Below are 22,530 nucleotides of genomic sequence, written 5' to 3' on the forward strand. Positions count from 1 at the left end.
CGGCAGCGTCGCAACGGGGATTTACGGAAGTGGGTACCCGCTTCCTATGCTTGCTATTCCAGTTTTTAGTTCTTCCGCACTTCGATACGGTAGTTGACGTATTTCCCGCCAGTGTCAGCCAAAACGACAGTTCCGTCGTAGGTCTTGCCTGTTTTCGGGGAATAGAGCTTCTTCACATTCGCCTTGCCGGATTTAAGGAGCGCGGCGGCAATCTTCGGGGAAAAAGCGGTCTTGCGTTCCTCAAAGAAACGGTCGTTCTTCCACATCACAAAGGCACATTCCCTGTTGCTGCAATAGTAGCTTTTCTTCCCCTCATGGACGGGGGAACCGCACCGGGGGCATTTGCCGATAGAGGGCTTTTCCTCTCTGAACAAGCTCTTTTTGTCCTCCTGTACGGCGGCGTGTGTCTGCACAAGCTCCCGCGCCATAGCTTCAATGCCGGACAGAAATTCGCCGGGGTCTGCGGCTCCCTTTGCTATCTGCGTCAGATTGTTTTCCCATTCTGCGGTAAGCTGCGGGGAAGTCAGCATATCCGGCAGCACTGATATAAGGGCGGCTCCGTTCTGCGTGGGGATAAGCTGCTTGCCCTTGCGCTCCGCAAAGCTGCCCTTTACCAGTTTTTCAATGACGGCGGCGCGGGTGGCGGGGGTGCCAAGCCCCCGGCGTTCCGCGTCCGGGTCGGTGTCCCCGTTCCCGGCTCGCTCCATAGCAGAGAGAAGCGACGCTTCGCTGTGGGGCTTCGGCGGGGTCGTGGTATGCTCCGTTACCTTTGCGGCGGGGTTTTCAAAGCCCTGTCCCTCGGAAAGCTCCGGCAGCGTCACGCCCTCGATTTCCCCGTCCTCCGGGTCGGGCTTCTGTTTCAATGTCGCCCGGTATCTGCGTTCAATCTCTTTCCACCCGTCAGAAAGAACCGTCTTTCCCCGCGCCGTAAACTCCGTATCAGCGCATGAGAAAACCGCCGTAACCGCTTCAAAGATATGCGGCTCGGCGGTGGCAAAGAGCAGACGCGCCCCCGCAAGGGTGATGATATTTCTCTCACTTTCCGGCAGCGCGTCCGGGTCAGCCTTTGCAAGCTCCATAGTGGGAATGATTGCGTGGTGGTCTGATACTTTTTTACTGTCTGTTACCTTTGCAATATCCGGCGTGAAGTCTGCGCCCGCCATAAAGGGGAGCTTTTCGCAGAGCAGCGCGATAATGCCCGCTGCGGTGCCGCCCATGTCGTCGGTGAGGTAGCTGCTGTCCGTCCTCGGATAAGTCAAGAGCCGCTTTTCATAAAGGGCTTGTGCAAGGTCAAGGGTCTGCTTCGCGGTGTAGCCGAAAATGCGGTTTGCTTCCCGCTGCAAAGAGGTAAGGTCAAAGAGCTTCGGCGGGGCTGCGCTCTTTTTCTCTCTGGTGACGGAAACACATACCGCTTTCCCCGCTTCGCAAGCCCCTTTCAGCGCGTCGGCTTCTGCCTTGTCTGAAATCCTCCCGCTTGCCGCTTCCGCGCCGGATAGACATAAGCGCACATGGTAGTATTTTTCTTTCTGGAAATGGGAGATAGCCGCGTCCCGGTCAGTGAGCATTTTAAGGGTCGGGGTCTGGACGCGCCCCACGTTCAAGGTCTTTCCATACAGGCATGAGAAAAGCCGGGTGGCGTTAATGCCGATAAGCCAGTCAGCCTTTGCGCGGCAGAGGGCAGACGCAAAGAGCGCGTCATATTCCCGCCCGTCTTTGAGGGAAGCAAAGCCCGCCTTGATTGCCCCGTCCTCCATTGAGGAAATCCACAAGCGGCGCATGGGCTTCTTGCAGCCCGCCACTTCGTAGACAAAGCGGAAAATCAGCTCCCCCTCGCGCCCCGCGTCACACGCATTTATCACTTCCGAAACGTCGGCGCGGTGCATAAGCTCCTTTAAGGTCGCAAACTGCTTTCCCTTGTCCGGGTCAACGGCGTATTGCCATTCCTCCGGCAGAATGGGTAGGCTGTCAAGCTGCCATTTCCTGTACTGCTCCCCGTAGGCGGCAGCTTCCGCAAGCTGTACCAAATGCCCGACGCACCATGAAATGAGGTAGCCGCCGCCCTCGATATATCCGTCCTGTTTTCCCTTAACGCCAAGCGCGGCGGCGATAGTCTGCGCCACGCTCGGCTTTTCTGCAATCACAAGTCTAAGTGCCATGAAAAAAATCCTCCTTTCAGCCTTCCGGCGCGGTATGCTTCTTCTCCTGTGCCTGTTTCAGACAATAGCCGATACAGGGGGATTGCGCCTTATAAGGGCAGCGCATACACGCCGGGGATTTTGGAACGGGCGGCGCATTGTCACGCCGCCCGGTGGGTCTTTGTACCATCATTTTTTCTAACGGGTTTTCGGTGAAAAGCGTCATGCGTCCCCGTCCTCCGCTTCTTCATCTTCGGGAACGTCCAAGCCCTCCCCGTCGTCCGGCTCGTCCTCGCCGTAGTCGTCAAAGTCGAAATCTTCAAGGTCGGTATCGCCCTTGACGCTCTGCTTCGGCTTCATAAACTTAAAGTAGTAGAGTGCGCCCCCGCCGCCAAGAAGTGCCACGACAAGGAAAAGCACAAGCCCGCCCGCATTGCCTTTCTCTTTGGGCTGCTCCGGCGGTTCCTCGGTTTCCGGCTCCGCTTCCTTGCCGCTGCAAGCGGTCATGTTGTCCTTGCAGACGGGGCAGCTCACATTCACTTTCCCGGCTTCGCATTTCTCGGTACAACTGCAAACGGCGGGCGGGGCTGCCTCGGTGCTTCCGTCCTCCATGAGTGCCATAAGGTCGGCTTCGTCCACTTGATTAAGGAAATGTACGGTGTTCTCGCCCTCGTCGTCCCGGTCGATAAGGATATAAAAGTAATTGCCGTTTTTGGTCGTCACTGTGATAAGCTGCTTGTTGCCGCCGAAATCGTCTACAAGGGTCGCGTTCCCGTCCGGGGTAAGGGGTTCTTCCTTTTCGGGTTCCTCATAGACAACGCCGCTGTCGTCGGTCGCGTCCTGTCCCTCCGGGGTCTGTGCAAAGGCGGTGACGGAAAAGCCGCCCGTCAGCATGAGGGCGGCGCAGAGTGCGGTCAAGGTTCTAAGGATTTTCTTATTCATTCTCGGTGTCCTCCATTTCTTCGGTGTCGTGGTCTGCGGGTTCTGCGGGGTAGCCCGGCGCGGCTTCCATGCCCGGAATACCGCCGCCGGAAAGCATAGCGGAAAGCTCATGCGGGGAAAGCCGCATGGAGCGCACAAGCTGTACGATTTGCAGGTTTTCCGCTTCGGTTTTCTGCGCTTCAAGCCCCCGCAGCCTGTTCTGGTACTCGGTGATTTTCTCGCGGGTCTTTGCAATCTCCTTGTCGATACGTTCAATCCTGTTCATAGCCATAAATCAATTTCTCCTTTCAGATTTTCAGTGTTATGTTTGTTTTCAGTTCCAGTTCATCAGCCCATATCCTTTGATACAGGAATAATTAACGGGGTAGCTCTTTATCTTGCAAGCGTCGCCGGAATTGCCCTCGACGGTATAGACGCGCTCCCCGTCCGTCCCGATGACAAGCCCTACATGGTCTGCGCTCCCGTCCCCGTCCCAGTCAAAAAAGATAGCGTCGCCGGGGGCGATATTCGCATAGCCCCTTGCGCCCCATTGCCCGCGTGACTGGAACCAGGGTACGCCCTGTGACTGGCACCCGGCAAAGCGCGGCTCGGACAGCCCCGCCTGTCCGTAGCACCATGAAACGAAACAGGCGCACCATTCCACGCGGCTGTTGAAGCCGTACCAGCTCCAAAAGGTGCGCCCGCCCACGTTTCCGGCTTGCCGCTTCGCAAGCTCTACAATGGCGGTATTGCCGGGGCGTGTGCCGTTCACAAGCTGTACGCCGCTTAAATCCTCGGACGCCCCTGTGTCTGGTGAGCCGCCGCCGAAAATCAGCGGCTTGTTGCCGCTTGTTTCCAGATAGACGCGGTACATTTCAAGCTGCTCCGGCGTTAGAAGTTCCTCCGCAATCTCGGAAACAGGCTTGTTCGTCAGCTTCACGTTCAGAATGTAATAATTGTAGGCGACTTCAACCTCGTATTCGTAGGTTTCCGTAGAGGTTTCCCCTGTTTCCGGGTCGGTGACGGTGCGCGTTCCTGTGCGGGTTTCCGTCCTGTGGCGCACTTCAATTTCTTCCGTCAGCGTCAAGGTGTACTGCATGGCAAAGACGCGGTTTATTTCTGCCTGTGCGCTCTGTGGGGTGTAGGTCTGGAAAAGGGCGGTGAGGTAGGACGCTAATTCATGGGGGTTATGCCCGATACTGTCAAGGTCATAGCGGTATTCGTCATAGCCCGGATAATCGCGCTCGATATTGTCAATTTTCTGCTGAAGCTCGTTTTCCTTTGCGGCGTAGTTGTTTTCCGTCGCCACAAGGTCGCTGTCCTCCGACGTGTAGGAAGTCCCGACAATGCCGTTCATCAAGCCGGAGAACATAGAACCGCAAGAAGATAGCCCCGCCGAAATCATAATGAATAAGAGCAGCGCGGCAACGGCGATACATACGCCCGCCGGGTGCCTTGCCACAAACGCCGCCGCTTTCTTTGTTTCCTCGGCTGTTTTTTTCGCTGCCTTGCGGGTGTTCTCTGCGGCTTTCTGTGCCGTTTTCGCGCCGTTTTTCCTTGCCGCCTTTGCATACTGCCGCTTGATTTGCTGCTTCTGCATGAAGCGGGAAAGGGGATTGCCCGCAATCTGCGGGTTATCATGCAAGGCTTTGTGGTACTGGAAATCCACATTCGCCTTGAACGCCGCTTTCTCTGCCTTTGCCGCCGCCCGGTAGGGTTTGAGCTTGTGGCTGCGGTAGCCCTCCTTGACTTTCCGCGCCCCGTACTTTGCGCCGCGCTCTGCCAGTTCTTCGGATTTATGCGCCCCCTCAACGCCGGAATTGTCCTTTTCAACGGAATGTATCTTGTTGTGGACGAAAATACCCGCTTCCTGTGCGGGGCGGGATAGCGGGTTGTTGTGGGGCTTTTCTTTTCCTATGGGTTTTTCCCGTTCCTCAAAATGTAGGCGGGTCTTGCCTTTCCCGGTGGCTTCGTCAAAGGTGCGCTCCCGCACAAGTTTCTTTTCTTTGGGGATAGCCGCCCTTGCCGCGTCCAGACGGTCGGCTGCTTTGTCCGATTTTCGGATATACCTTTCAAGCTCCGGCGTTGCCCGTTCCTCGTCGGTAAACTGCAAGCGGGAAGTGTGGGCGCGGGCTTCTGCTTCTGCCTGTGCTTTCCTCGCCGCCTTTTTGCTCGCCTTTCTGGTGTGCGCCCCGTCGATATGCTCCAAGACGCGCTCGGCTGCTGCGGTGTCCTGTTTCCGTTCTGCCCCCGGCGCATGGGGAAGCGGCGGCGCGTCGGCTGCGGGCGCGGGAGCTGCGCCGCCCGGTATGGGCTGCGCTGCCTGTTCCGGCTGCTGCGGGGCGGCTTCCTTTCTGGTAAGGTCAGCGTCCCTTATGCGGTTGCTGATACGCTTTTTCTTGCCTGTGGCGGCGTTTACCTCAACGGCTCCCTCGCGGGTCATTTTCTGCGTGACTTTCTCACGCGCTTTATACTGTTTTATTTGTCTGTCCCTCCAATCCGCGCCCTTGCAAGGGCGCAATACTCGGCGTTTATCTCAATGCCTATATAATGCCTGTGAAGCTGCCTTGCGGCTGCCCCCGTCGTGCCGCTGCCGAAAAAGGGGTCAAGCACAATGCCGCCTTTCGGACAGCCCGCCTTGATACAGGTTTCGGCAAGTTTTGGCGGGAACGCGGCGAAATGCCCGCCCTTGTAGGGTACGGTATTGATTAGCCACACGTCCCGCCTGTTCCGCATGGTCGGCATGAGGGCTTCGTCGTAGTAGCTGCCGCTTCTCGCCCGGTTCAATCCCTGTATGTTCCCCTGTCCGGGTACTTCCTCCGCATATTTCTGTCCCGCGCTGCGCCCGGTGCGGTACCGCGCCGCCGTTGTAGGTGCCAACGGCTCGGCTATGGCGGCTGCGTCATAGAAATACTTCTTTGACTTTGTAAGCAGAAAGATATGTTCATAACAGCGGGTAGGGCGGTCTTTCACGCTCTCCGGCATGGGGTTTTCTTTCTGCCAGATAATATCGCTCCTTAAATACCACCCGTCAGCGCGTAGGGCAAAAGCCAAGAGCCAAGGGATACCGATTAAATCCTTTTGCTTGCAGCCCGCCGCCTGTCTTGCGATTGATACGGCTTGCCCGTTCCTCCCTTTGGGGTTCTTCGGGTCTGCATGGTAGCCCTTATTTCCTGTGCCGCAGTAGGTGTCCGCAATGTTCAGCCAGAAAGTACCGTCAGAACGCAGTACCCGGCGCAGCTCGCGGAAAACCTCGGTCAGCCTGTCAATGTACTGCTCCGGCGTGTCCTCCCGCCCAATCTGCGCGTCAAGCCCGTAATCCCTAAGTGCATAGTAGGGCGGGCTTGTGACGCAACAGTGTACGCTTTCCTCTGGAAGCTCCCGCAAGGCATAGAGCGCGTCCCGGTTGATGATTGTGTCAGTTTTCAGCCCGTTCATGCTTTGCCCACTTCCTCCGGCTTCGTCGTCATTACCCGGTAAAGCTCGGTGTCTTTCGGGAAGCGGTCTACAAAGGGCAGCACCACGTTTCCATAGAAGATAAGCCCCTCGCCCGCTTCGGTGTGGGTGACATACTTCATCTGCTGCGGGGAAATGTTGAGCTGCTTCGCAAGGATAGCCCGGTCGCCCGCCGCTTGATTGAGCATGAGGACAAAATCAGAGTTTTCAAAGATATTCTCCACTTCGCGGGAAGCAAGCAAATCTTTGACGTTCTGCGTAATGGCTGTGGGTATGCCGCCCCATTTACGGAAACGCTTCCAAATCTCCACGCTGTACGCGGCGGTCTGTTCCTCTTTCAAGAGAAGATGAAATTCGTCCATGTAGTAGCGGGTGGATTTCCTTTCTGCCCGGTTGACGGTGACGCGGTTCCATACCTGGTCCTGCACAATGAGCATACCTAACTTTTTGAGCTGCTTCCCAAGCTGCTTGATGTCAAAGCAGACAAGGCGGTTGTTCAGCTCCACGTTGGTACGGTGGTTGAACACGTTAAGGCTCCCGGAAACGTAAAGCTCCAACGCCGCCGCGATACGCGCCGCTTCCGGCTCCGGCTGCTTCAAAAGCTCGTCGTAGAGGTCGCCCAGAATAGGCATTTTCTCCGGGTCGGGGTCTGCAAGGAACGGACGGTACACGTTCCGAACGGCGCGGTCAATGACGGTCTTATCGACGGGCTGCAAGCCCTCCTTGCCGCCGATTACAAGCTCGCAGAGGGAGAGGATAAAGTCGGATTTCAGCGCAAGGGGGCTGTCGTCCTCGCTGTAATTGAGGTTAATATCCATAGGGTTCACATACTGGGGCTTCCCGTCAATGCCCTTGCCCGTAGGGGATAACCGTATCACTTGCCCGTCAAGCCGCTGCACAAGGGAAAAATACTCCGCTTCCGGGTCGCAGATGATAATATCGTCGTCCGTAATGAGGAAAGCGTTTGTCATTTCCCGCTTTGCCGCAAAGGATTTCCCGCTTCCCGGCGTACCCAAGATTAAGCCGTTGGGGTTTTTGAGCTGCTTGCGGTCGCAGAGTATCATGTTGTTAGAAAGGGCGTTCAAGCCGTAGTATAAAGCCGCGCCCGTCTGGAAAAGCTCCTGTGTGATAAAGGGGATAAAGATAGCTGTGCTTGAAGTCGTCAGCCCCCTTTGAATGGCGATAAGGTTCTCCCCAAGCGGTACAGAGGACATAAGCCCCGCTTCCTGTTGGTAGTCAAGGCGGGTGAGGGCGCAGTTGTTCTTCTGTGCAATGCCCGCCGCCGCGAACACGTCATTTTCCAGTTTCCTTTTTGTGTCTGCCATGTTCACCACAAGGAACGTGAGCAGAAACATACGCTCGTTGCGGCTCTGCAAGTCCTGTAAGAGGTTCTTCGCTTCGCTGCCGAAAGTGGCAAGGTCGGACGGTATAATATCCATGTCATAGCCGCTGCGTACCGCCTTTTTCTGTTCCTCGATTTTCATTTTGTCAAGGTCGGTGATTTTCCGCTTGATTGTCTTTATGGCTTCGGTCTGGTCGATACTGTGGATATGCAGATTGACGATAACGCCCGTTTCCAAGTCCAGAATATCCGATAAGATACGGTCGTTTAATTCCGGGGCAAGGATTTCAAGGAATGAAACCGCGCCGATTTTGCGCCCCATGCGGAAGTAACGCCCCTCGCCAAAACGGAAAGAGGACGGGGCGATAAAGTCCTTTGTGGAAAGCCCGGACGGGGCAAGCCATGAAAAATCAAAGGCAAACTGCCCGCACTCCGGGTGGAAAATGCCATGCAGCATTTTGAGCCGTTCATAGCCTGTCATGGGGCGGGCGGCTACGCCCAAGAGCTTAAAATTGTTAAGTACGTCCGTTTCGATACGGGCAAGGCGGGATTTCGCCGCGCCCAGACTGTCGGCTTCAATGGCAAAGGTGATGTATTTTGCTTTGACAAGCCCGTTGTTGCCCTTTGCAAGCTGGTTTTGCAGCATATCCCCGTATTCGCTGCGGATAGAGTTGAAAGCGTCGTCCTGTGCCGGGATATTGACCGCCTTTTCCGCTTCGCCCCGCTGCGTCCCTTGATTGATGAAAGAGAGCTGCACCGAAACGGAAGCGTCAAAGTAGTTGAGGAAGTCGCACCAGTTCTCAAAAATGGCGGTCTTGTCGTCTGCCTGTGCAAGCTGATAGTTAATATCTTCAAAGGCGACGGTCTTTGAGTATTTACGTTCCGTAACCTTGCAGATACCGTCCGGGTACATCTGGATATAGGGGATTGTCTGCTGCGCGGTATGCGCTTTCCCGTCGCCCTTTGCCTGTCTGATGATTTCCGCAATCTGCTTCTTCTCGGCGCGGGTGAGCTTGCGGGGCGGGTTAGCCTTTGCGTGTGCGTTTCCCGCCGCGCTGTTTCTTCGTGTTTCCTTTTGCAATCGCTGATACCTCCTTTTCAAGTTTTCTCTGCCGTTCTAAGACGGAATAAAGGTTGTCTGTCCTGTATGGTCGTTCTTTGGGGGCTATGAATTTTGTCTGAATGATGTTTTTTATCACCACTTCAAGGGGCTGTCCATGCTTCTCATACATGGCAAAGAGGAAACAGGGCAGCATGACGGCAATCATAGCCATAGACGCAAGGCTTGTGCCTGTGCTGTCTTTGAGCAGAAAGAAAAGCGGCAAGCCCAAAATGAGGGCTACCGCGAAACATACAATCTGCCGTTTGGTAAGGTTGAAAGCTACTTTTGTCTTGACTTTGGATAAGTCTTTGGGTACGGGTACATACGCCAAGTGGAAACCTCCTTTCTCTGGTTTTTTTGCTGCTGTAAGTTCCCATAGGGGTAATCAAGGCAAAGGTCAATCTATGCCCTTTGCCCGTCCCTATTCTATGGGGTTCTCCCGCGTCAAGGTCGGGTAGTATTTTCGCCGCTTCGCTCTGAAAATCTCCACCCTGCCCTTGACACGCCGCTAATGCGCGGAGAAAATCGACTTCGCCAGTGCGCCGGATTTGAACAGGGAGAAACAGAGGATAACGGTATAGGCTGCAAGGGAGAAAATCGCGCTGTGCAGATTGTCCGCTATTATCATGTTGTTCACCAGTACGGCGTAAATGCCGACGCATATCATTATGAGGAAGCCTTGAAAGCCAAGCGCGAACAGGGATTTTAGGTAGTTGTTCCCTATCTGTCCCCATTCCCGGTTAGTCATTGTTGCGAACGGGATAGGCGATACCGAACAGTAAAGGTAAATTTCTATCATGCGCCCGTAGAGGATAACGGTTATCAGTACGGACATTATCTTCATGCACAAGCTCACAAGGCTTGTTTCCATGACAAGTAAGAGCAGTTCGGGGATTTCCATAGCGTCAAGCCCGCTCTGCATGGAAGCAAGGGCGGCGGCAACATCAATGTTCGTGCTGCCGCCGATAACCCCCGCCGCGCCGGAAACAACGTGCTGCGCCATATCGAACACCGCCATAGTGATGTCAAAGGTATGCGTCACAAGGTAGACTGCGACGTAAGCCTTGAACACCCACTTGAAGAACATGGAAGTGTCAACGTCGTGCATATTGTTCTTTTCCGTTACCATGCTGATAAGCTCATAGCATAGGACGTAGGTAATGACAAGCCCCGCAATGGGTACGATTACATTCTCCGATAACGTCCGTATCATGGAGAAGATACCCGCGTTCCACCCTTGCGGGGTCTGCCCTACCTCGGCGGCGATAGTGCCGACTTTCTCGTTCACGTCCCCGAACATAGTTGACAGATTACCGTTTATGGCTCCTATGAGGATTTCCTTTATCCATTCGTTAATCGCGTCAAGTATGCTCTGCATAAGCCTTTACCCGCGCTTCTTAACCGAACAAGCCGGAAAGTAGCGGTACAAGGGTCATGCCGATAAGGGCGACACCGCCGCCCGCCATGAGCTGCTTCATGCCCTGGCTTTTCGCGCCGGGATTGTCGTTGCCGTAGCCCTCCATGAGGTTAATCACGCCCCAGATACCAAGCCCGGCTCCCAGAGCTACAACAAGGGTCTGCAAAACGCCTACTGCCGAATTAAAAAATGCCATAAAGTTCTCCTTTCTTGCCGCGTGTGCGGCTGCCCGAAAAAGGGCATAAAAAACGGCGGTCAGTTTTGATAACTGCCGCGGTCATAAGCCCGCCGGGTTGGGCGGGTTCCCCACGCCGCCTAAGTGTCTGCGGCGCGGCGGTATTCAGTTGTAAGGGGCGCGGCTCTTGCCGCTGTGTGCTGCGCCGGAAAAGTGGGGGCGCGTATCATGTAGCCTGTGTTTACGTTCTTGATGTTAGGTCAGCTCCTTAAAAAATCTCTTTTTGAATGACAGGTAGGATAGGTTGGGCTTCCGTAGTCGTCGGCGTTGTGGGAATGTGGGTAACTGGCTGTCTTATGGAGCTGTGGGAAACGCTGTTTGCAGGACGTGGGAAAGCTGCCCTTTGCTTTTCCATGTGCTGTGAATGGCGTTTTCCATAGCGGAATAGCCTGTTATCCACATTTCCATGACGCAAGGGGCGCGTATCTCATAGCCTGTATTTCTTCCTTTAATCGCAATCCCTCCTTTCTCTCTGGCGGTTCTTTTCGTAGAGCCGTTCACAAGCTGCGATAAATTCCCGGATTTCAGCCCGCCGTTTCGCTTCCTCGCGCTGCTGCTCCATGCGCCCGCCCATAATCAGCACAAGGCGCGGCTTCTCCTTTGGGGAACGCTCATTCATTGTCTGCGTCCTCCTGTAAATCTGCCGCGTCAATCTCGTAATAGTCAAAGACTTCATCGGGCTTGACGATAGCGGGGCGGCGGCGCAAGTGCTTCTCCATGTCAAAGGCGTTCTTCGGGTCTGCGTCGGAAAGGTACTTGTATTTCGGGTGCTTCGTTATGTCGAATTTGTCCGAAAAGAACGGGCGCACCCCGCGTAGCTGCAAGATACATTTCCCTCCGTCCATGACCGCGATTTCATCTTCCGTCATAAGCTGCTTTCCCAATTTCTGATAGTTCAGCCCATGCGAAAGCTCCCGCCCTCTGGTTTCGGACGTGTTGAAGCTGTCAATGGTTTCTTTCCCTAAAATCTCCGATATTTCTTTGAGCGTCGTTTTCTCCTTGCCGCCAAGAAAAAGCGTGGTGTCGCAGTTGCCGACTATGGTATCGGCGTTGTCCTTGTAAATGGCTTTTAGCTGTGACTGGCTCTGCAAGATGATTGAAGCGGATATTTCCCGGCTCCTTATGGTGGCTATGAGCTTTTCAAACTTCGGTATCTGCCCGATATTCGCAAACTCGTCTAACAGGCAGCGCACATGGACGGGAAGCCGCCCGCCGTATTCATCATCTGCCTTGTCGCAAAGCAAGTTGAATAGCTGTGTGTAGAGAATACTCACGACAAAGTTAAAGGTGTCGTCTGTGTCGCTGATAATGACGAAAAGGGCGGTCTTTCTGTCGCCTATGGTGTCAAGCTGCATTTCGTCGGTTTCCATAAGCTCGCGCAGCTCCTTGATGTCAAAGGGTGCTAACCTCGCGCCGCAGCTAATTAAAATCGACTTCGCCGTTTTGCCCGCCGCAAGTTTGTATTTGCGGTACTGCTTGACCGCGAAATGCTCCGGGTCTTTTTCTTCCAGACGTTCAAACATGAGGTCAACCGGGTTCTGGAAGTCCTCGTCGTCCTCGCGGGCTTCCGACGCATTTATCATTTCAAGCAGCGTCGTGAAGTTCTTTTCCTCGTCCGGGGCTTCATACCAGATATAGCCGATTAGCGCGGTGTAGTAGAGCTTTTCCGCTTTCACCCAAAAATCCTCGCCGGATTTCTCCCCGTCGCCTTTTGTGTTGGCGATAATGGTATTGACCAACTTCAAAATGTCCTTTTCGCTCCGCAGATAGGCAAAGGGATTGTATTTCATGGATTTCTTGAAGTTAATCGTATTCAGCACTTTAATCTGGTAGCCGCCCCGCTGTAAGAGCTTCCCGCACTCGATTAAGACGGTGCCTTTCGGGTCTGTGACAACATAGCTGCTGTGCATTTGCATAAGCGACGGTTTGACGAAAAACCTTGTCTTGCCGCTGCCGGAACCGCCGATTACAAGAATGTTCTTGTTGCGGGCATATTTCGGCTGCTTCGGGCGGCTGTTCATGGTAAGCCGTTCCGTCTGCGTGAGGGGGATATTGTTCTCAAATACTGGGTCTGTGTATGGCTTTATGTCCTCGGCTGTCCCCCAACGTGCGCTGCCGTACTCCATGCCTTTCCTGTACTTCTTCGCGTTCTTGCCCTTGACGTAGATAATCAGCCGGACAATGACCGCCCCGGCAATGCCGATAAGTAAATCTGCCGGGTGGAAGCTCGGCGCGATACTGGAAAAGGCGGCACTAAAACCGTCCCCAAGATGTAGCAGCTTTGCGCTCGCGTCCGCGCCGGGGGAGAGCCGGACAGCCGCACCCACTTTATCAAAGAGCCACACAAAGAGCAGATACGGGAGATTGAGGATAAGCAGCTTCTTGATTTCCGGCTTCATAGCGATACCTCCCTGTCCTTGTTCTTGACTTTTGCCCGTTCCGCGTTTCTGCCCTGTGCGGCTTCTTTAAGGGTTGAGAGCAGCTTTCGGATTGAGGGCTTCCTATCCTGTGTCAGCTTCTTTGCGGAAAATTCCTTAAAGGCTGCGGTCAGCGCGTCCGCGTCCCGCCCCTTGAAGAAAACAAGGTAACGGGGCGGGGTTTCCGTCGTGTCCTTTTTCAGCGCAAAGTCGATACCATATTTTTTTGCGGTACTCTCAAAAGCCTTGATATTGTCTTTTGTAATCTCAATGTTGGAAACGCCCGCGTTCTGCTTCATAAGCTGCTTTAAGCTCTGCTTGCCCTGTGGCGGTTTGGAAAGCTCTTTCTTGCCCTTTGAGAGAATGGCTTTCATTGCCTTTTGGAGCGTCTGCGCGGTCAGCTTCCCGGTCTTGATGTAAAGGGCTATGGTCTTTTCGTTTACTTCGTCCTGCAATTTCTCGCGTCCTCCTTTCGCGTTTCTTTATGGGGCGGCGGTCAGATACGCACCCGCAGCCCGTTCAAGTCCTCGGCTCTGATACCCACAAGATACCAGTTGTCGCCGTACTCAATCCGGGTAGGCTTCCACTTGCCCCGCACGAACACGTCAAAGCACTCGCCGCAATGCAAGCCCCCGTAGTAAGTGTTGAGGTCAAAGCGGATGTCGTAACGGTCGGTGCGCTCGTCAAATACCAATGCTCCTGTTCTCTGTGCCATAAAAAATCCTCCTTTTGTTGTTTACAGGCTTTCGCCCGGTTTGAATGAATAATAGTCCGGGTCGCCGTACTGCGGCTTCTTCGGTGCCAGTGCGCCGCTTGCCATGTCATGGGCGACAAGGGAAGTGTAGTAGTTGCCGATAGTGGACGGGGCATTGAAAAGGGCTGCTTTCAGATATTGCTTGATGTTGCGGATTTTGGTTGTGTTCTCCCGCATACAGTCAAGCACAAAGCGGATATGCTCGCCGTCCAGCTTCATAAACTTTGACTTCACAAGCTCTGCCGGGTAGTCGTCCCCCGCAATCCGCACCCGCTTCCTTGCGGTGCATACTGTTTCAAGCATGAGGTCTACAATCTCGTCAAGCCTGTCACCGTCAAATCTCATGTCCTGTTTGAGAATGTCGTAGTCGATATTGTCCTTGATGATTTCCCGGTATATCTCTACTGCGCTCTGTGCTGCCGCTTCCGTTCCTTTCCGTTCCGGCGGCGTAGCCGCTTCCCCGCAAGGTGAGGGGTTAGGGGAAAGGATAGGAATGGAATGGGTACTTGATAAATCCGTATTTGATTTTTCTTTTTTTGGTAAGTCAGTTCTTTGTATATCTTTATTTAATTGCGTTGGATTTTCCAACGTAGGTTTTTCCAATGTTGGTTTTTCCTGTGTTGGATTATCCAATGTTGGATTTTCCAATGTAGGTAAATCCGGCGTAGGCGGCTGCGGCTGCTCGAATATCACATAGTCCGCGCCCCGCAAGCGTCCTTTCTCGTCGCGCTCCCTTGAACGGACGATATACCCGGCGCGTTCAAGCTCCCGTATGGCTTCGCGGATAGCGTCTATCTTCTCCCGGTTGATAAGGGATAAGCCTTTCAAGGTGTAGTCCCAATCTTCGGGGAGTGACAGCATTTGCGACAACAGCCCCTTTGCCTTTAAGGAAAGCTCCTTGTTGCGTAGGTGGTGGTTGCTCATTACGGTGTAGCCCTTGTTTCGTTCCACCCGGAAAACTGCCATAGTAAATCACTCCTTTTGCTGTGGATTTGTTACGCAGTAGAAGCGCGGTTTCGGGGGATAAGGTATAAATCCCTTGCCGCGCCAGATACGCGCCCGCAAAACCGCTTGTAGCAAGGCTTTTTCTGCCCCTACTGCGTAACAAGGGCATGAAAAAAGCGGCGTTCCTGTTCTCCCTGTGTAGGGAGTGGGAAACGCCGCTTGTACGGTGCTGTATGAAATTTTTCAATCTATGGTAGGTCAATACTGGTGTGCGCTGCCTGTTTGGTCTATCCGCAAGAGCTTCAAAGCATATCAAGGCTCAATCCGTAAGTAGTAAATGGGTAGTAAATTCAAGCTGCTGTCTTGCGGAAATGCCCGTAAACTGGGGATTTTTTGAGATAATCATTTGATTTAAAAGAAATGTGGTAGAATAGGCCAAAGTTTTCAATACGTATGAGAGGAGTAACCATGGGGATTCGCGAAGATGTACACCAGATGAAAATGCTCTCTCCGACAGTGGCAGCCAGTTCCATCGAGCTGAGGAATCGGGCTCTGGAGGCAGTTGCCGCTGCCCTTCGCGAGCATGCCGCAGAGATCTTCGACGCGAACGCCAGGGACCTGGAGGAGGCAAAGGATGTGGCGCCGGCGGTCTTAAAGAGGCTTACCTTTCGTGAGGATAAGCTGGAGGATGTCCTGGCCGGGATCAGGCAGTTGATTGATCTTCCGGATCCCACAGGGGTTCACCTTCTTGATCGTCAATTGGATCGGGGATTGGAACTGCATCGAATCACGGTGCCCATCGGAGTGATCGGGGTTATTTTTGAGGCCAGGCCGGATGCTCTGGTTCAGATTTCCGCGCTTTGCATCAAGTCGGGGAATTGCGCCATCTTAAAAGGGGGCAGGGAGACCGCTAAAAGTAATCGGATCCTCTTTGAGATCATCAATCAGGCAGTGACGGGAGCAGGGCTTCCGGCAGGCATGCTGCGTCAGGCGGAGGTCCATACGGAGATCGATGAGCTTCTGACCTGTGAGAGAGATGTGGATCTGTTGATTCCGAGAGGATCCAACGCGTTTGTCCGCTATATTATGGATCACACGAAAATTCCCGTTATGGGGCATGCGGACGGCATCTGCCATATCTATGTGGACAGGGATGCCGATCAGTCCCGGGCCATTCCCATTCTGCTTGACGCCAAGACCCAGTACACGGCCGCCTGCAATGCGGTGGAGACCATCCTGCTGGATCGGGCGATTGCGGCCGACTTTCTTCCCCGGTTTGCCTTTGCCATGAAAGAGGCGGGGGTCGTCCTGAGGGGAGATCAAGAGGTGCAGGACTGCCTGAAAAATGCCCTGCGTGAGCAGGGAGAGACCTCCCGCGCGAAGGAGAAGCAGTCCGCCATAGAGATCAGGGATCTGACTGAGACCGGTTATGCCACCGAATACCTGACCCTGTGCGCTTCTGTTAAGCTGGTGGACGGTGTCAAGGAGGCCTGCGCCCATATCAACCGCTTCGGAAGCCACCACACCGACTGTATTCTGACAGAAAATGACCTGACAGCAGACTACTTCCTGCAGATGGTGGATTCTGCCGGCGTCTATCGCAACTGCTCCACCCGTTTCGCGGATGGCTTCCGCTATGGCTTTGGGGCGGAGGTCGGAATCTCCACGTCCAAGCTTCACGCCAGAGGGCCGGTCGGGCTTGAGGGTCTGGTCACCTACAAGTACCAGCTGATCGGCCATGGACAGATTGTGGGCGATTACGCGTCGGGAAAGAGCCATTTTCACTTTGAGGATCTGTAAAAAGAGTCAGTTTCATTTTGAGAAGCTGTGAGTTTGGGGATCCGCGATCTGAAGAGAGTTCAAATGTCTCGACGGGAATTCAAATATCATAACGAGGATTTAAATGTCTCTGATCAGTTGAAGGGCGTAAGCAAAGTCTCTTTCCTTGACAGAGATGGTATAGCGAACCTGCCGGCTGGCAGAAGATGGCCTGGCCTTTTGATCCGCCGCGCCGTCTTCGCTTTCTTTGGCGCGCATCTGAAAGGGCATCTGTGATGTGAGCTTGTAGCCGATGTCGTTCTCGGAGAGAAGACTTACAACCTGATTTCTCTTCGCGGCGTCAACATCAGAACACAGGACAGAATAGTCGAACATAGATGCCTCCTTTCCGGGGCAGACACAGAGTCTTCATCTGTCTATTAGTTTAGCAAGCAAGTTGAGAAGTTACAATCAGGACAGGACAGGGGCTGGTTTTAAGTCTGTTGTTTCAGGTCTGCTATTTGTTATAAGGCAGTGTGAAAAATTCAGAGAGGGAAACGCATGTCATCATGTTTATCAATATGGCTATGATGCTCTTCATGTCTAACATGATGACCAGGGATTGGAGTGACTACTTCCACTATTTTTGTATAGCAGTAGGGGCTCTGACCCTATCTCTCTTTCGTCCGTCCTCTATTTTGTTATGATGGTTATGCTTTTTCTCTTTTACTTCGCGCAGTTTGACCATGCCATTGATGAGAGAACTAATACCAAGGGCCTTTTCCTCATCTACAGCCACTACCCTATTTTTATCTCATTGTTTATGGTGACTGTTTCTATGGGGTTTTTGGTTGATTCCAGCGCTAACCACTTATTTGTGACAGCTTTCTTCCTTGCAGGCATCGGTATGTTTCAAGCAGCTGTTCTGGCCAACGGACGCTACAACAAAGATTATTTACGTTATACGAAATCTTTCTGCATGACACAGGCGGTATTATTTGCTCTGGGATCCATATTTGCTCTGCTCATGTCGGGAACACCGACCCTTGTCATTGTTATTGGGACAGTTACGACGGTGATGACAGGAATTCATTTCATGCGTTTCTATATGATCCAGGCCAGAAAAAACGGAAAGCAAAATTGGCATTTGATCTGAGCCTGGGGTTTTTGAAGCTATGTCACTGGGGAACAGACCATTGATCGTCTGTCATTGATTGCGAATATATTCATAGATTTTCTCTTAATTTTACAGATAACTCCGTGTGATAAATTTCCCGGTCGGGCAGCTTCCCGCTGACCAGATAGTCCTGAAGAATGCTGACAGAGAGGGAACCCTGCAGCTGGGGCTGCTGGGTGATGGTCGCGGTGATCAGTCCCTTTTGAAGCATTTCTCTGGTGGAGGGGACGGAGTCAAAGCCAATCACAAGGAAGGGGTTTCCCTTCTTGTTTCGAATGCAGAGATCGGAGTCATCGGGAGAGGACTGCATTTTGCGCGCATGCATGAGTCCCCGGCAGCCCCCGTACATGCCGCTGGCAGTGTAGTAGAGACCGTCTAAATCGGGATATCTGGCAAGGAGCTGCGTCACAGCCTCGTAGCTCTCGTAATCGTCGTCATGGGCTTCGATCACTTCGGCAATCTCAATCGAGGGCTTGAGATCCCTGCAGTAGTCGAGAAAACCGCGGATGCGATCTTTATGGCAGAGGATCCGGTCAGAGCCGGTGACAATGGCTAGTTTGAGCGGACGGGGGGCAAAGCGGTGGAAGAGGGCAGCAGCCGTCTGCCCGCAGCTATAGAAGTCTGATCCCACATAGGCGATCCGCCGGGACTCAGGAATGTCGGTATTTGTAGTTACCACAGGAATTCCCTCGTCCCAGAGCCGGTCAATCTTAGCCCGGATGCTGTCGTCGTTGTAGGGAGAGAGAACCAGGCCGTTGATTCCGTCTGCCAGCAGCTGATCAATGGCGCCCAATTCCTCGTCAAGGCCGAAGGGAATGCGCCTGGTGATCAGATGAATTCCATAGATACTCAGATCTCCCAGCTTGCTCTCAACGCCTTCAATGACATCGTCAAAGAAGGCGTTTCCCGCGCCAAAGAGGATGACGCCGATGGTCAGGCTCTTCTTTTGGACGGACAGGGCGATGCCGGCCTTATTGGGCTTGTAGTCTAACATCTCCACAATCTCAAGAATCTTCTTTTTGGTCAGAGGGCTGACAGAGCCCCTGCGGTTTAAAACCCGGTCGACAGTTCCGCGGGAGACCCCTGCGAGCTCTGCGATTTCCTTCATCGTTGCCATGTGTCTTTCCTCTTTTTCTTATTTGATCTGAATTCGACTGCGCACCGCGATTCAACCGCGCCATAATCGACCGTGCACCGTGCTTATGCGTACATTGTTGCACGACGTCGAAGAGAAGTCAATGCGTGCATGTGCACGCTTCCCATCTTAAATAAACTTGGGAAGGCTTGGAAAAACTAGGGGAAGTCCTGGGAGATAGGGAATGAATCGGGCGGAGGGAAGTAAATTGAGCGACGGGAGGTGAATGGGCGGTGGGAAGTAAATTGGGTAATGGGAAGTAAATTGGGCAATGGGAGGTAAATTGAGCGACGGGAGGTAAACTGGGCAATGGGAGGTAAATTGAGCGACGGGAGGTGAATCGGGCGGTGGGGAGTAAATTGAGCGATGGAAAGTGAATTGGGCAATATGCTAGAAAAGAAGAGGGAAATATTGGCAAAAATGTTGCTTGTGAATCGGGGCGAGGAGGCATAAGATAAAAACAGATCGTGCACGTGCACGCTTTCCGCGATTTATGAATTATGAGAGAGAGAAAGCCATGTACTATATAGGAGTTGATTTGGGGACATCCGCGGTCAAGCTTCTTCTCATGGAGGAAGACGGCAGAATCCTCAATATGGTGTCCCGTGAATATCCGATTTCCTTTCCCCGCCCATCCTGGTCAGAGCAGAAGCCGGAGGACTGGTGGCAGCAGACCAGAGAGGGGATCAGAGATCTGCTGCGGGATTACGACAGGGGACTTGTCGGCGGGATCAGCTTCGGCGGACAGATGCACGGGCTGGCCGTTCTGGACCGTGAAGATCAGGTGATTCGACCGGCGATTCTCTGGAACGATTCCAGGACCACAGAGGAGACGGAGTATCTCAATGAGGAGGTGGGCCGGGATTTTCTGTCTGGGCACACGGGCAACATTGCCTTCGCCGGCTTTACCGCCCCGAAGATTCTCTGGATGAAGAAGCGCGAGCCGGAGAACTTCGCCAGAATCCACAGGATTATGCTGCCAAAGGACTATCTGGTCTATCGGATGACCGGTGTTCACGCGACGGATGTATCGGATGCTTCCGGCACGCTCCTTTTGGATGTGAGGAACCGAACCTGGTCAAAAGAGATGCTTGCCATCTGCGGAATCAGGGAGAACATGCTTCCAAGACTCTATGAGTCTTATGACTGCATCGGGAAAATCAGGCCGGATATCGCAAAGGAGTTGGGACTGTCCGAGAATGTGAGAGTGGCAGCGGGCGCCGGAGATAATGCAGCATCCGCTCTTGCCACGGGAACGGTTGGAGAGGGAAAGTGCAATCTCTCCCTGGGGACATCCGGTACCCTTTTTATCTCTTCAGACCATTTTCACCTGGATGAAAGCAATGCTCTTCACTCCTTTTGTGACGCTTCCGGCCGTTACCATCTGATGGGCTGCATGCTCTCGGCGGCCTCCTGCAACAAGTGGTGGATGGAGGAGATTCTGGGAGAGACTGACTATGCCGGAGTGCAGAGTCGGGTCGACGAGAAGCGCCTGGGAGAGAATCCGGTTTTCTATCTGCCCTATTTGATGGGGGAGCGCTCCCCTCTCAATGATCCCTATGCCAGAGCCTGTTTTGTGGGTATGACCATGGATAGCGGACAGGCAGACTTGACCCAGGCAGTTCTGGAGGGAGTGGCCTTTGCCTGCAGGGACATGCTGGAGACGGCGAGGAAACAGGGGATGGTCATCGACCGCTCAAGGCTTGTGGGCGGAGGAGCGAAATCCGGTCTCTGGCAGAAGATCCTGGCCAATGTTTTAAACCTCAAATTAGACCTTCTGGAGACGGAAGAAGGGCCGTCACTCGGCGCGGCCATGCTGGCGGCTGTCGCCTGCGGAGAATATCCTGACCCCAAAGAGGCGGCCCGTGCCATTGTCAGAGTTAAGAAGACCATTGCGCCGGATCCGGATCTGGCGGCTAAGTACCAGAGGCAGTATGAAAAATTCTCCGGGATTTATCCCGCCTTGAAGGGGACCTTTCGGGCACTTGTGGGATAAATGAGTTGTGATAAATGAGTTGTTAACAGGATAAGACATCTATGGTAGGACGGGCGCCTGGCCCGCCGTGTGAAAACGGCATGCGGCCACTGAGGCAGGCGCGCGGTCAGTCAAGCAAAGGAGAGAAGACGATGAACAACATTCCGAAGATCAAGCTGGGACTGGTAGCAGTCAGCCGTGACTGTTTTCCGGCGCCCCTGGCAGTCAACCGGCGCAGGGCTCTGGCAAAGGCCTATGCGACGAAATATGACGCGGAGGACATTTACGAGTGTCCGATCACCATCGTGGAATCCGAGACCGACATGGTCAAGGCCTTAGATGACGTCAAGGTACATGGCTGTAATGCCCTCTGCGTCTATCTGGGCAATTTTGGGCCGGAGATTTCCGAGACCCTTCTGGCCAGGCATTTCGACGGACCTGTGATGTTTTGCGCGGCCGCGGAGGAATCCCAGGACCGGCTGATGGAATCCGGGCGGGGGGACGCATACTGCGGCATGCTCAATGCTTCTTACAATCTGGCTCTGCGGAATATCCGGGCCTATATCCCCGATTATCCCGTGGGAGATGCCGGGGACTGCGCGGACATGATTCATGACTTTCTGCCTGTTGCCCGCGTCAAGTACGGACTGGAGCATCTGAAGATTATCTCCTTCGGGCCCCGCCCGGCTAATTTCCTGGCCTGCAATGCTCCTATCAAGCAGCTCTATAATCTGGGCGTCGAGATCGAAGAGGAGTCAGAGCTGGATCTCTACGAGGCCTTCTTAAAGCATGAGGGAGATCAGCGCATCGCGTCCGTCTCTGACGATATGGCGCGGGAGATGGGTTACCGGTCTGATCAGAAGCCCGAGATGCTGGCCAGGCTGGCTCAGTACGAGCTGACCCTCTTAGACTGGGTTAATGATCACAGGGGCTACCGGGAGTTTGTCGCTTTAACTACCAAGTGCTGGCCGGCCTTTCAAGATATGTTTCGCTTCGTCCCCTGCTATGTCAACAGCCGGCTTATGCGGCAGGGAATTCCCGTCTCCTGCGAAGTGGACATTTACGGAACCCTGTCCGAGTATATCGGCCTTTGCGTCAGCCAACAGGAGGTGACTCTTCTCGATATCAACAATTCTGTCCCCAAGGATATGTACAGGGAGTCCATTGAGGGCAAGTTCGACTACCGGCATACGGATACCTTCATGGGCTTCCACTGCGGCAACACCTGCTCGACCCGTGTCGTGAATCCCCATCTGTCCTATCAGAGGATTATGGCGTCCACACATCCAAAAGAGTGGTGTGACGGAACCATTGAGGGGGATATCATGCCGGGAGACATCACCTTCTACCGCTTGCAGTCCACAGCTGACAACAAGCTCAGAGCCTATGTGGCTCAGGGAGAGGTTCTCCCCATAGCCACCAGATCCTTCGGCGGCATCGGTGTATTTGCCATTGAGGAAATGGGCCGTTTCTACCGCAATGTTCTGATTGGCAAGAACTATCCCCATCATGGGGCAGTGGCCTTCGGCCACTATGGCAGGGAGCTCTTTGCCGCCTTTCGCTATCTTGGTCTTGCAGCCGGAGAAGTGGATTATAATCATCCCAAAGACCTCCCATATCCGGGAGAAAATCCCTTCGCATACAGGATGAAGCCTGCGGTAAAATAGGATCAGGCAGGATTATGCACAGACAGAGATTTATCCGAGGGAGCAAGGCAGCAAAGAGAGTTCTGGGGAGAATCATATGCCGTGCCTGAGGGGG

At 53.7% G+C, this 22,530-nt stretch carries 21 protein-coding genes; 4 read left to right on the top strand and 17 right to left on the bottom strand.

All coding sequences use genetic code 11. The annotated features are described in order from the left end of the window. Nucleotides 1–65: 65 nt before the first annotated feature. The 15 genes from HMPREF1508_RS05550 to HMPREF1508_RS05615 all read right to left on the bottom strand — a co-directional run bounded on the left by HMPREF1508_RS05550 (nt 66) and on the right by HMPREF1508_RS05615 (nt 14,745). The gene (locus HMPREF1508_RS05550) at nt 66–2,156 is read right to left on the bottom strand and encodes a DNA topoisomerase 3 (protein WP_002590573.1); all 2,091 of its coding nucleotides are present in this window, start codon (nt 2,154–2,156) and stop codon (nt 66–68) included. 16 nt (nt 2,157–2,172) lie between these two features. Then, entirely contained in the window at nt 2,173–2,361 is a 189-nt protein-coding gene (locus tag HMPREF1508_RS05555) for a hypothetical protein (RefSeq protein WP_002590572.1), read from the bottom strand. Next, nucleotides 2,358–3,077 (bottom strand): DUF4366 domain-containing protein, encoded by a 720-nt coding sequence (locus HMPREF1508_RS05560; RefSeq protein WP_002590571.1) that lies wholly within the window; start codon nt 3,075–3,077, stop codon nt 2,358–2,360. Before HMPREF1508_RS05560 ends, HMPREF1508_RS05555 begins: the two co-directional genes overlap by 4 nt. Next, nucleotides 3,070–3,348 (bottom strand): DUF4315 family protein, encoded by a 279-nt coding sequence (locus tag HMPREF1508_RS05565; RefSeq protein ID WP_002590570.1) that lies wholly within the window; start codon nt 3,346–3,348, stop codon nt 3,070–3,072. The genes HMPREF1508_RS05560 and HMPREF1508_RS05565 overlap by 8 nt, the downstream gene beginning before the upstream one ends. Before the next feature lie 42 nt (nt 3,349–3,390). Further along, entirely contained in the window at nt 3,391–5,499 is a 2,109-nt protein-coding gene (locus tag HMPREF1508_RS05570; RefSeq protein ID WP_044960220.1) for a C40 family peptidase, read from the bottom strand. 35 nt (nt 5,500–5,534) lie between these two features. Then, nucleotides 5,535–6,494 (bottom strand): DNA-methyltransferase, encoded by a 960-nt coding sequence (locus HMPREF1508_RS05575; RefSeq protein WP_002590568.1) that lies wholly within the window; start codon nt 6,492–6,494, stop codon nt 5,535–5,537. Further along, nucleotides 6,491–8,935, bottom strand: a complete 2,445-nt coding sequence (locus HMPREF1508_RS05580) for a VirB4-like conjugal transfer ATPase, CD1110 family (RefSeq protein WP_002590567.1) — start codon at nt 8,933–8,935, stop codon at nt 6,491–6,493. The genes HMPREF1508_RS05575 and HMPREF1508_RS05580 overlap by 4 nt, the downstream gene beginning before the upstream one ends. After that, nucleotides 8,880–9,287 carry a PrgI family protein gene (locus HMPREF1508_RS05585; protein ID WP_002590566.1) on the bottom strand — a complete coding sequence of 136 codons (408 nt, stop codon included), beginning with the start codon at nt 9,285–9,287 and terminating at the stop codon, nt 8,880–8,882. The genes HMPREF1508_RS05580 and HMPREF1508_RS05585 overlap by 56 nt, the downstream gene beginning before the upstream one ends. A gap of 177 nt (nt 9,288–9,464) precedes the next feature. Then, a complete protein-coding gene (locus HMPREF1508_RS05590; protein WP_002590565.1) occupies nt 9,465–10,334 on the bottom strand; it encodes a VirB6/TrbL-like conjugal transfer protein, CD1112 family in 870 nt (289 codons plus the stop codon). 19 nt (nt 10,335–10,353) lie between these two features. Beyond that, nucleotides 10,354–10,569 (bottom strand): Maff2 family mobile element protein, encoded by a 216-nt coding sequence (locus tag HMPREF1508_RS05595; protein ID WP_002590564.1) that lies wholly within the window; start codon nt 10,567–10,569, stop codon nt 10,354–10,356. Between the two features lie 487 nt (nt 10,570–11,056). Then, nucleotides 11,057–11,227, bottom strand: a complete 171-nt coding sequence (locus HMPREF1508_RS10375; RefSeq protein ID WP_002590563.1) for a hypothetical protein — start codon at nt 11,225–11,227, stop codon at nt 11,057–11,059. After that, complete coding sequence (locus tag HMPREF1508_RS05600) at nt 11,220–13,007, bottom strand: VirD4-like conjugal transfer protein, CD1115 family (RefSeq protein WP_009530560.1); 1,788 nt, start codon at nt 13,005–13,007, stop codon at nt 11,220–11,222. The genes HMPREF1508_RS10375 and HMPREF1508_RS05600 overlap by 8 nt, the downstream gene beginning before the upstream one ends. Next, nucleotides 13,004–13,480, bottom strand: coding sequence for a PcfB family protein (locus HMPREF1508_RS05605; protein ID WP_002590559.1), 477 nt, complete (start codon nt 13,478–13,480; stop codon nt 13,004–13,006). The genes HMPREF1508_RS05600 and HMPREF1508_RS05605 overlap by 4 nt, the downstream gene beginning before the upstream one ends. A gap of 41 nt (nt 13,481–13,521) precedes the next feature. Further along, entirely contained in the window at nt 13,522–13,740 is a 219-nt protein-coding gene (locus HMPREF1508_RS05610) for a DUF5348 domain-containing protein (protein ID WP_002590558.1), read from the bottom strand. A 21-nt stretch (nt 13,741–13,761) separates the two neighbouring features. Next, entirely contained in the window at nt 13,762–14,745 is a 984-nt protein-coding gene (locus tag HMPREF1508_RS05615) for a DUF6017 domain-containing protein (protein WP_002590557.1), read from the bottom strand. Between the two features lie 432 nt (nt 14,746–15,177). Here HMPREF1508_RS05615 and HMPREF1508_RS05620 point away from each other — a divergent pair, with 432 nt between their 5' ends. After that, on the top strand, nt 15,178–16,524 hold the full coding sequence (locus tag HMPREF1508_RS05620; protein ID WP_006907265.1) for a glutamate-5-semialdehyde dehydrogenase: 1,347 nt from the start codon (nt 15,178–15,180) through the stop codon (nt 16,522–16,524). Nucleotides 16,525–16,623: 99 nt separating this feature from the next. Here HMPREF1508_RS05620 and HMPREF1508_RS05625 read toward each other — a convergent pair whose 3' ends face one another. Continuing rightward, on the bottom strand, nt 16,624–16,878 hold the full coding sequence (locus HMPREF1508_RS05625; protein ID WP_044960225.1) for a hypothetical protein: 255 nt from the start codon (nt 16,876–16,878) through the stop codon (nt 16,624–16,626). A gap of 250 nt (nt 16,879–17,128) precedes the next feature. Here HMPREF1508_RS05625 and HMPREF1508_RS05630 point away from each other — a divergent pair, with 250 nt between their 5' ends. Continuing rightward, on the top strand, nt 17,129–17,638 hold the full coding sequence (locus HMPREF1508_RS05630) for a low temperature requirement protein A (RefSeq protein ID WP_278244581.1): 510 nt from the start codon (nt 17,129–17,131) through the stop codon (nt 17,636–17,638). Between the two features lie 70 nt (nt 17,639–17,708). Here HMPREF1508_RS05630 and HMPREF1508_RS05635 read toward each other — a convergent pair whose 3' ends face one another. Next, the gene (locus HMPREF1508_RS05635; protein ID WP_006907270.1) at nt 17,709–18,776 is read right to left on the bottom strand and encodes a LacI family DNA-binding transcriptional regulator; all 1,068 of its coding nucleotides are present in this window, start codon (nt 18,774–18,776) and stop codon (nt 17,709–17,711) included. A gap of 535 nt (nt 18,777–19,311) precedes the next feature. On the opposite strand from HMPREF1508_RS05635, the gene xylB reads away from it, so the two are divergent. Both xylB and HMPREF1508_RS05645 read left to right on the top strand, forming a co-directional pair. Further along, entirely contained in the window at nt 19,312–20,790 is a 1,479-nt protein-coding gene (gene xylB, locus HMPREF1508_RS05640) for a xylulokinase (protein ID WP_044960241.1), read from the top strand. 131 nt (nt 20,791–20,921) lie between these two features. Continuing rightward, nucleotides 20,922–22,436: an L-fucose/L-arabinose isomerase family protein gene (locus tag HMPREF1508_RS05645; protein ID WP_044960227.1), complete on the top strand. Its 1,515-nt coding sequence runs from the start codon at nt 20,922–20,924 to the stop codon at nt 22,434–22,436. Nucleotides 22,437–22,530: the final 94 nt, after the last annotated feature.

It is taken from the genome of Shuttleworthella sp. MSX8B (assembly GCF_000524295.1).
Lineage (GTDB): Bacteria > Bacillota > Clostridia > Lachnospirales > Lachnospiraceae > Shuttleworthia > Shuttleworthia satelles.

Bases quoted from the DNA above. Each gene is read 5' to 3' on its own strand.
- HMPREF1508_RS05570 (WP_044960220.1), bottom strand. From the start codon at position 5,499: ATGACCCGCGAGGGAGCCGTTGAGGTAAACGCCGCCACAGGCAAGAAA.
- HMPREF1508_RS05635 (WP_006907270.1), bottom strand. From the start codon at position 18,776: ATGGCAACGATGAAGGAAATCGCAGAGCTCGCAGGGGTCTCCCGCGGA.
- HMPREF1508_RS05550 (WP_002590573.1), bottom strand. From the start codon at position 2,156: ATGGCACTTAGACTTGTGATTGCAGAAAAGCCGAGCGTGGCGCAGACT.
- HMPREF1508_RS05615 (WP_002590557.1), bottom strand. From the start codon at position 14,745: ATGGCAGTTTTCCGGGTGGAACGAAACAAGGGCTACACCGTAATGAGC.
- HMPREF1508_RS05645 (WP_044960227.1), top strand. From the start codon at position 20,922: ATGAACAACATTCCGAAGATCAAGCTGGGACTGGTAGCAGTCAGCCGT.
- xylB (WP_044960241.1), top strand. From the start codon at position 19,312: ATGTACTATATAGGAGTTGATTTGGGGACATCCGCGGTCAAGCTTCTT.
- HMPREF1508_RS05610 (WP_002590558.1), bottom strand. From the start codon at position 13,740: ATGGCACAGAGAACAGGAGCATTGGTATTTGACGAGCGCACCGACCGT.
- HMPREF1508_RS05595 (WP_002590564.1), bottom strand. From the start codon at position 10,569: ATGGCATTTTTTAATTCGGCAGTAGGCGTTTTGCAGACCCTTGTTGTA.
- HMPREF1508_RS05565 (WP_002590570.1), bottom strand. From the start codon at position 3,348: ATGGCTATGAACAGGATTGAACGTATCGACAAGGAGATTGCAAAGACC.
- HMPREF1508_RS05625 (WP_044960225.1), bottom strand. From the start codon at position 16,878: ATGTTCGACTATTCTGTCCTGTGTTCTGATGTTGACGCCGCGAAGAGA.
- HMPREF1508_RS05560 (WP_002590571.1), bottom strand. From the start codon at position 3,077: ATGAATAAGAAAATCCTTAGAACCTTGACCGCACTCTGCGCCGCCCTC.
- HMPREF1508_RS05575 (WP_002590568.1), bottom strand. From the start codon at position 6,494: ATGAACGGGCTGAAAACTGACACAATCATCAACCGGGACGCGCTCTAT.
- HMPREF1508_RS05555 (WP_002590572.1), bottom strand. From the start codon at position 2,361: ATGACGCTTTTCACCGAAAACCCGTTAGAAAAAATGATGGTACAAAGA.
- HMPREF1508_RS05590 (WP_002590565.1), bottom strand. From the start codon at position 10,334: ATGCAGAGCATACTTGACGCGATTAACGAATGGATAAAGGAAATCCTC.
- HMPREF1508_RS05600 (WP_009530560.1), bottom strand. From the start codon at position 13,007: ATGAAGCCGGAAATCAAGAAGCTGCTTATCCTCAATCTCCCGTATCTG.
- HMPREF1508_RS10375 (WP_002590563.1), bottom strand. From the start codon at position 11,227: ATGAATGAGCGTTCCCCAAAGGAGAAGCCGCGCCTTGTGCTGATTATG.
- HMPREF1508_RS05620 (WP_006907265.1), top strand. From the start codon at position 15,178: ATGAGAGGAGTAACCATGGGGATTCGCGAAGATGTACACCAGATGAAA.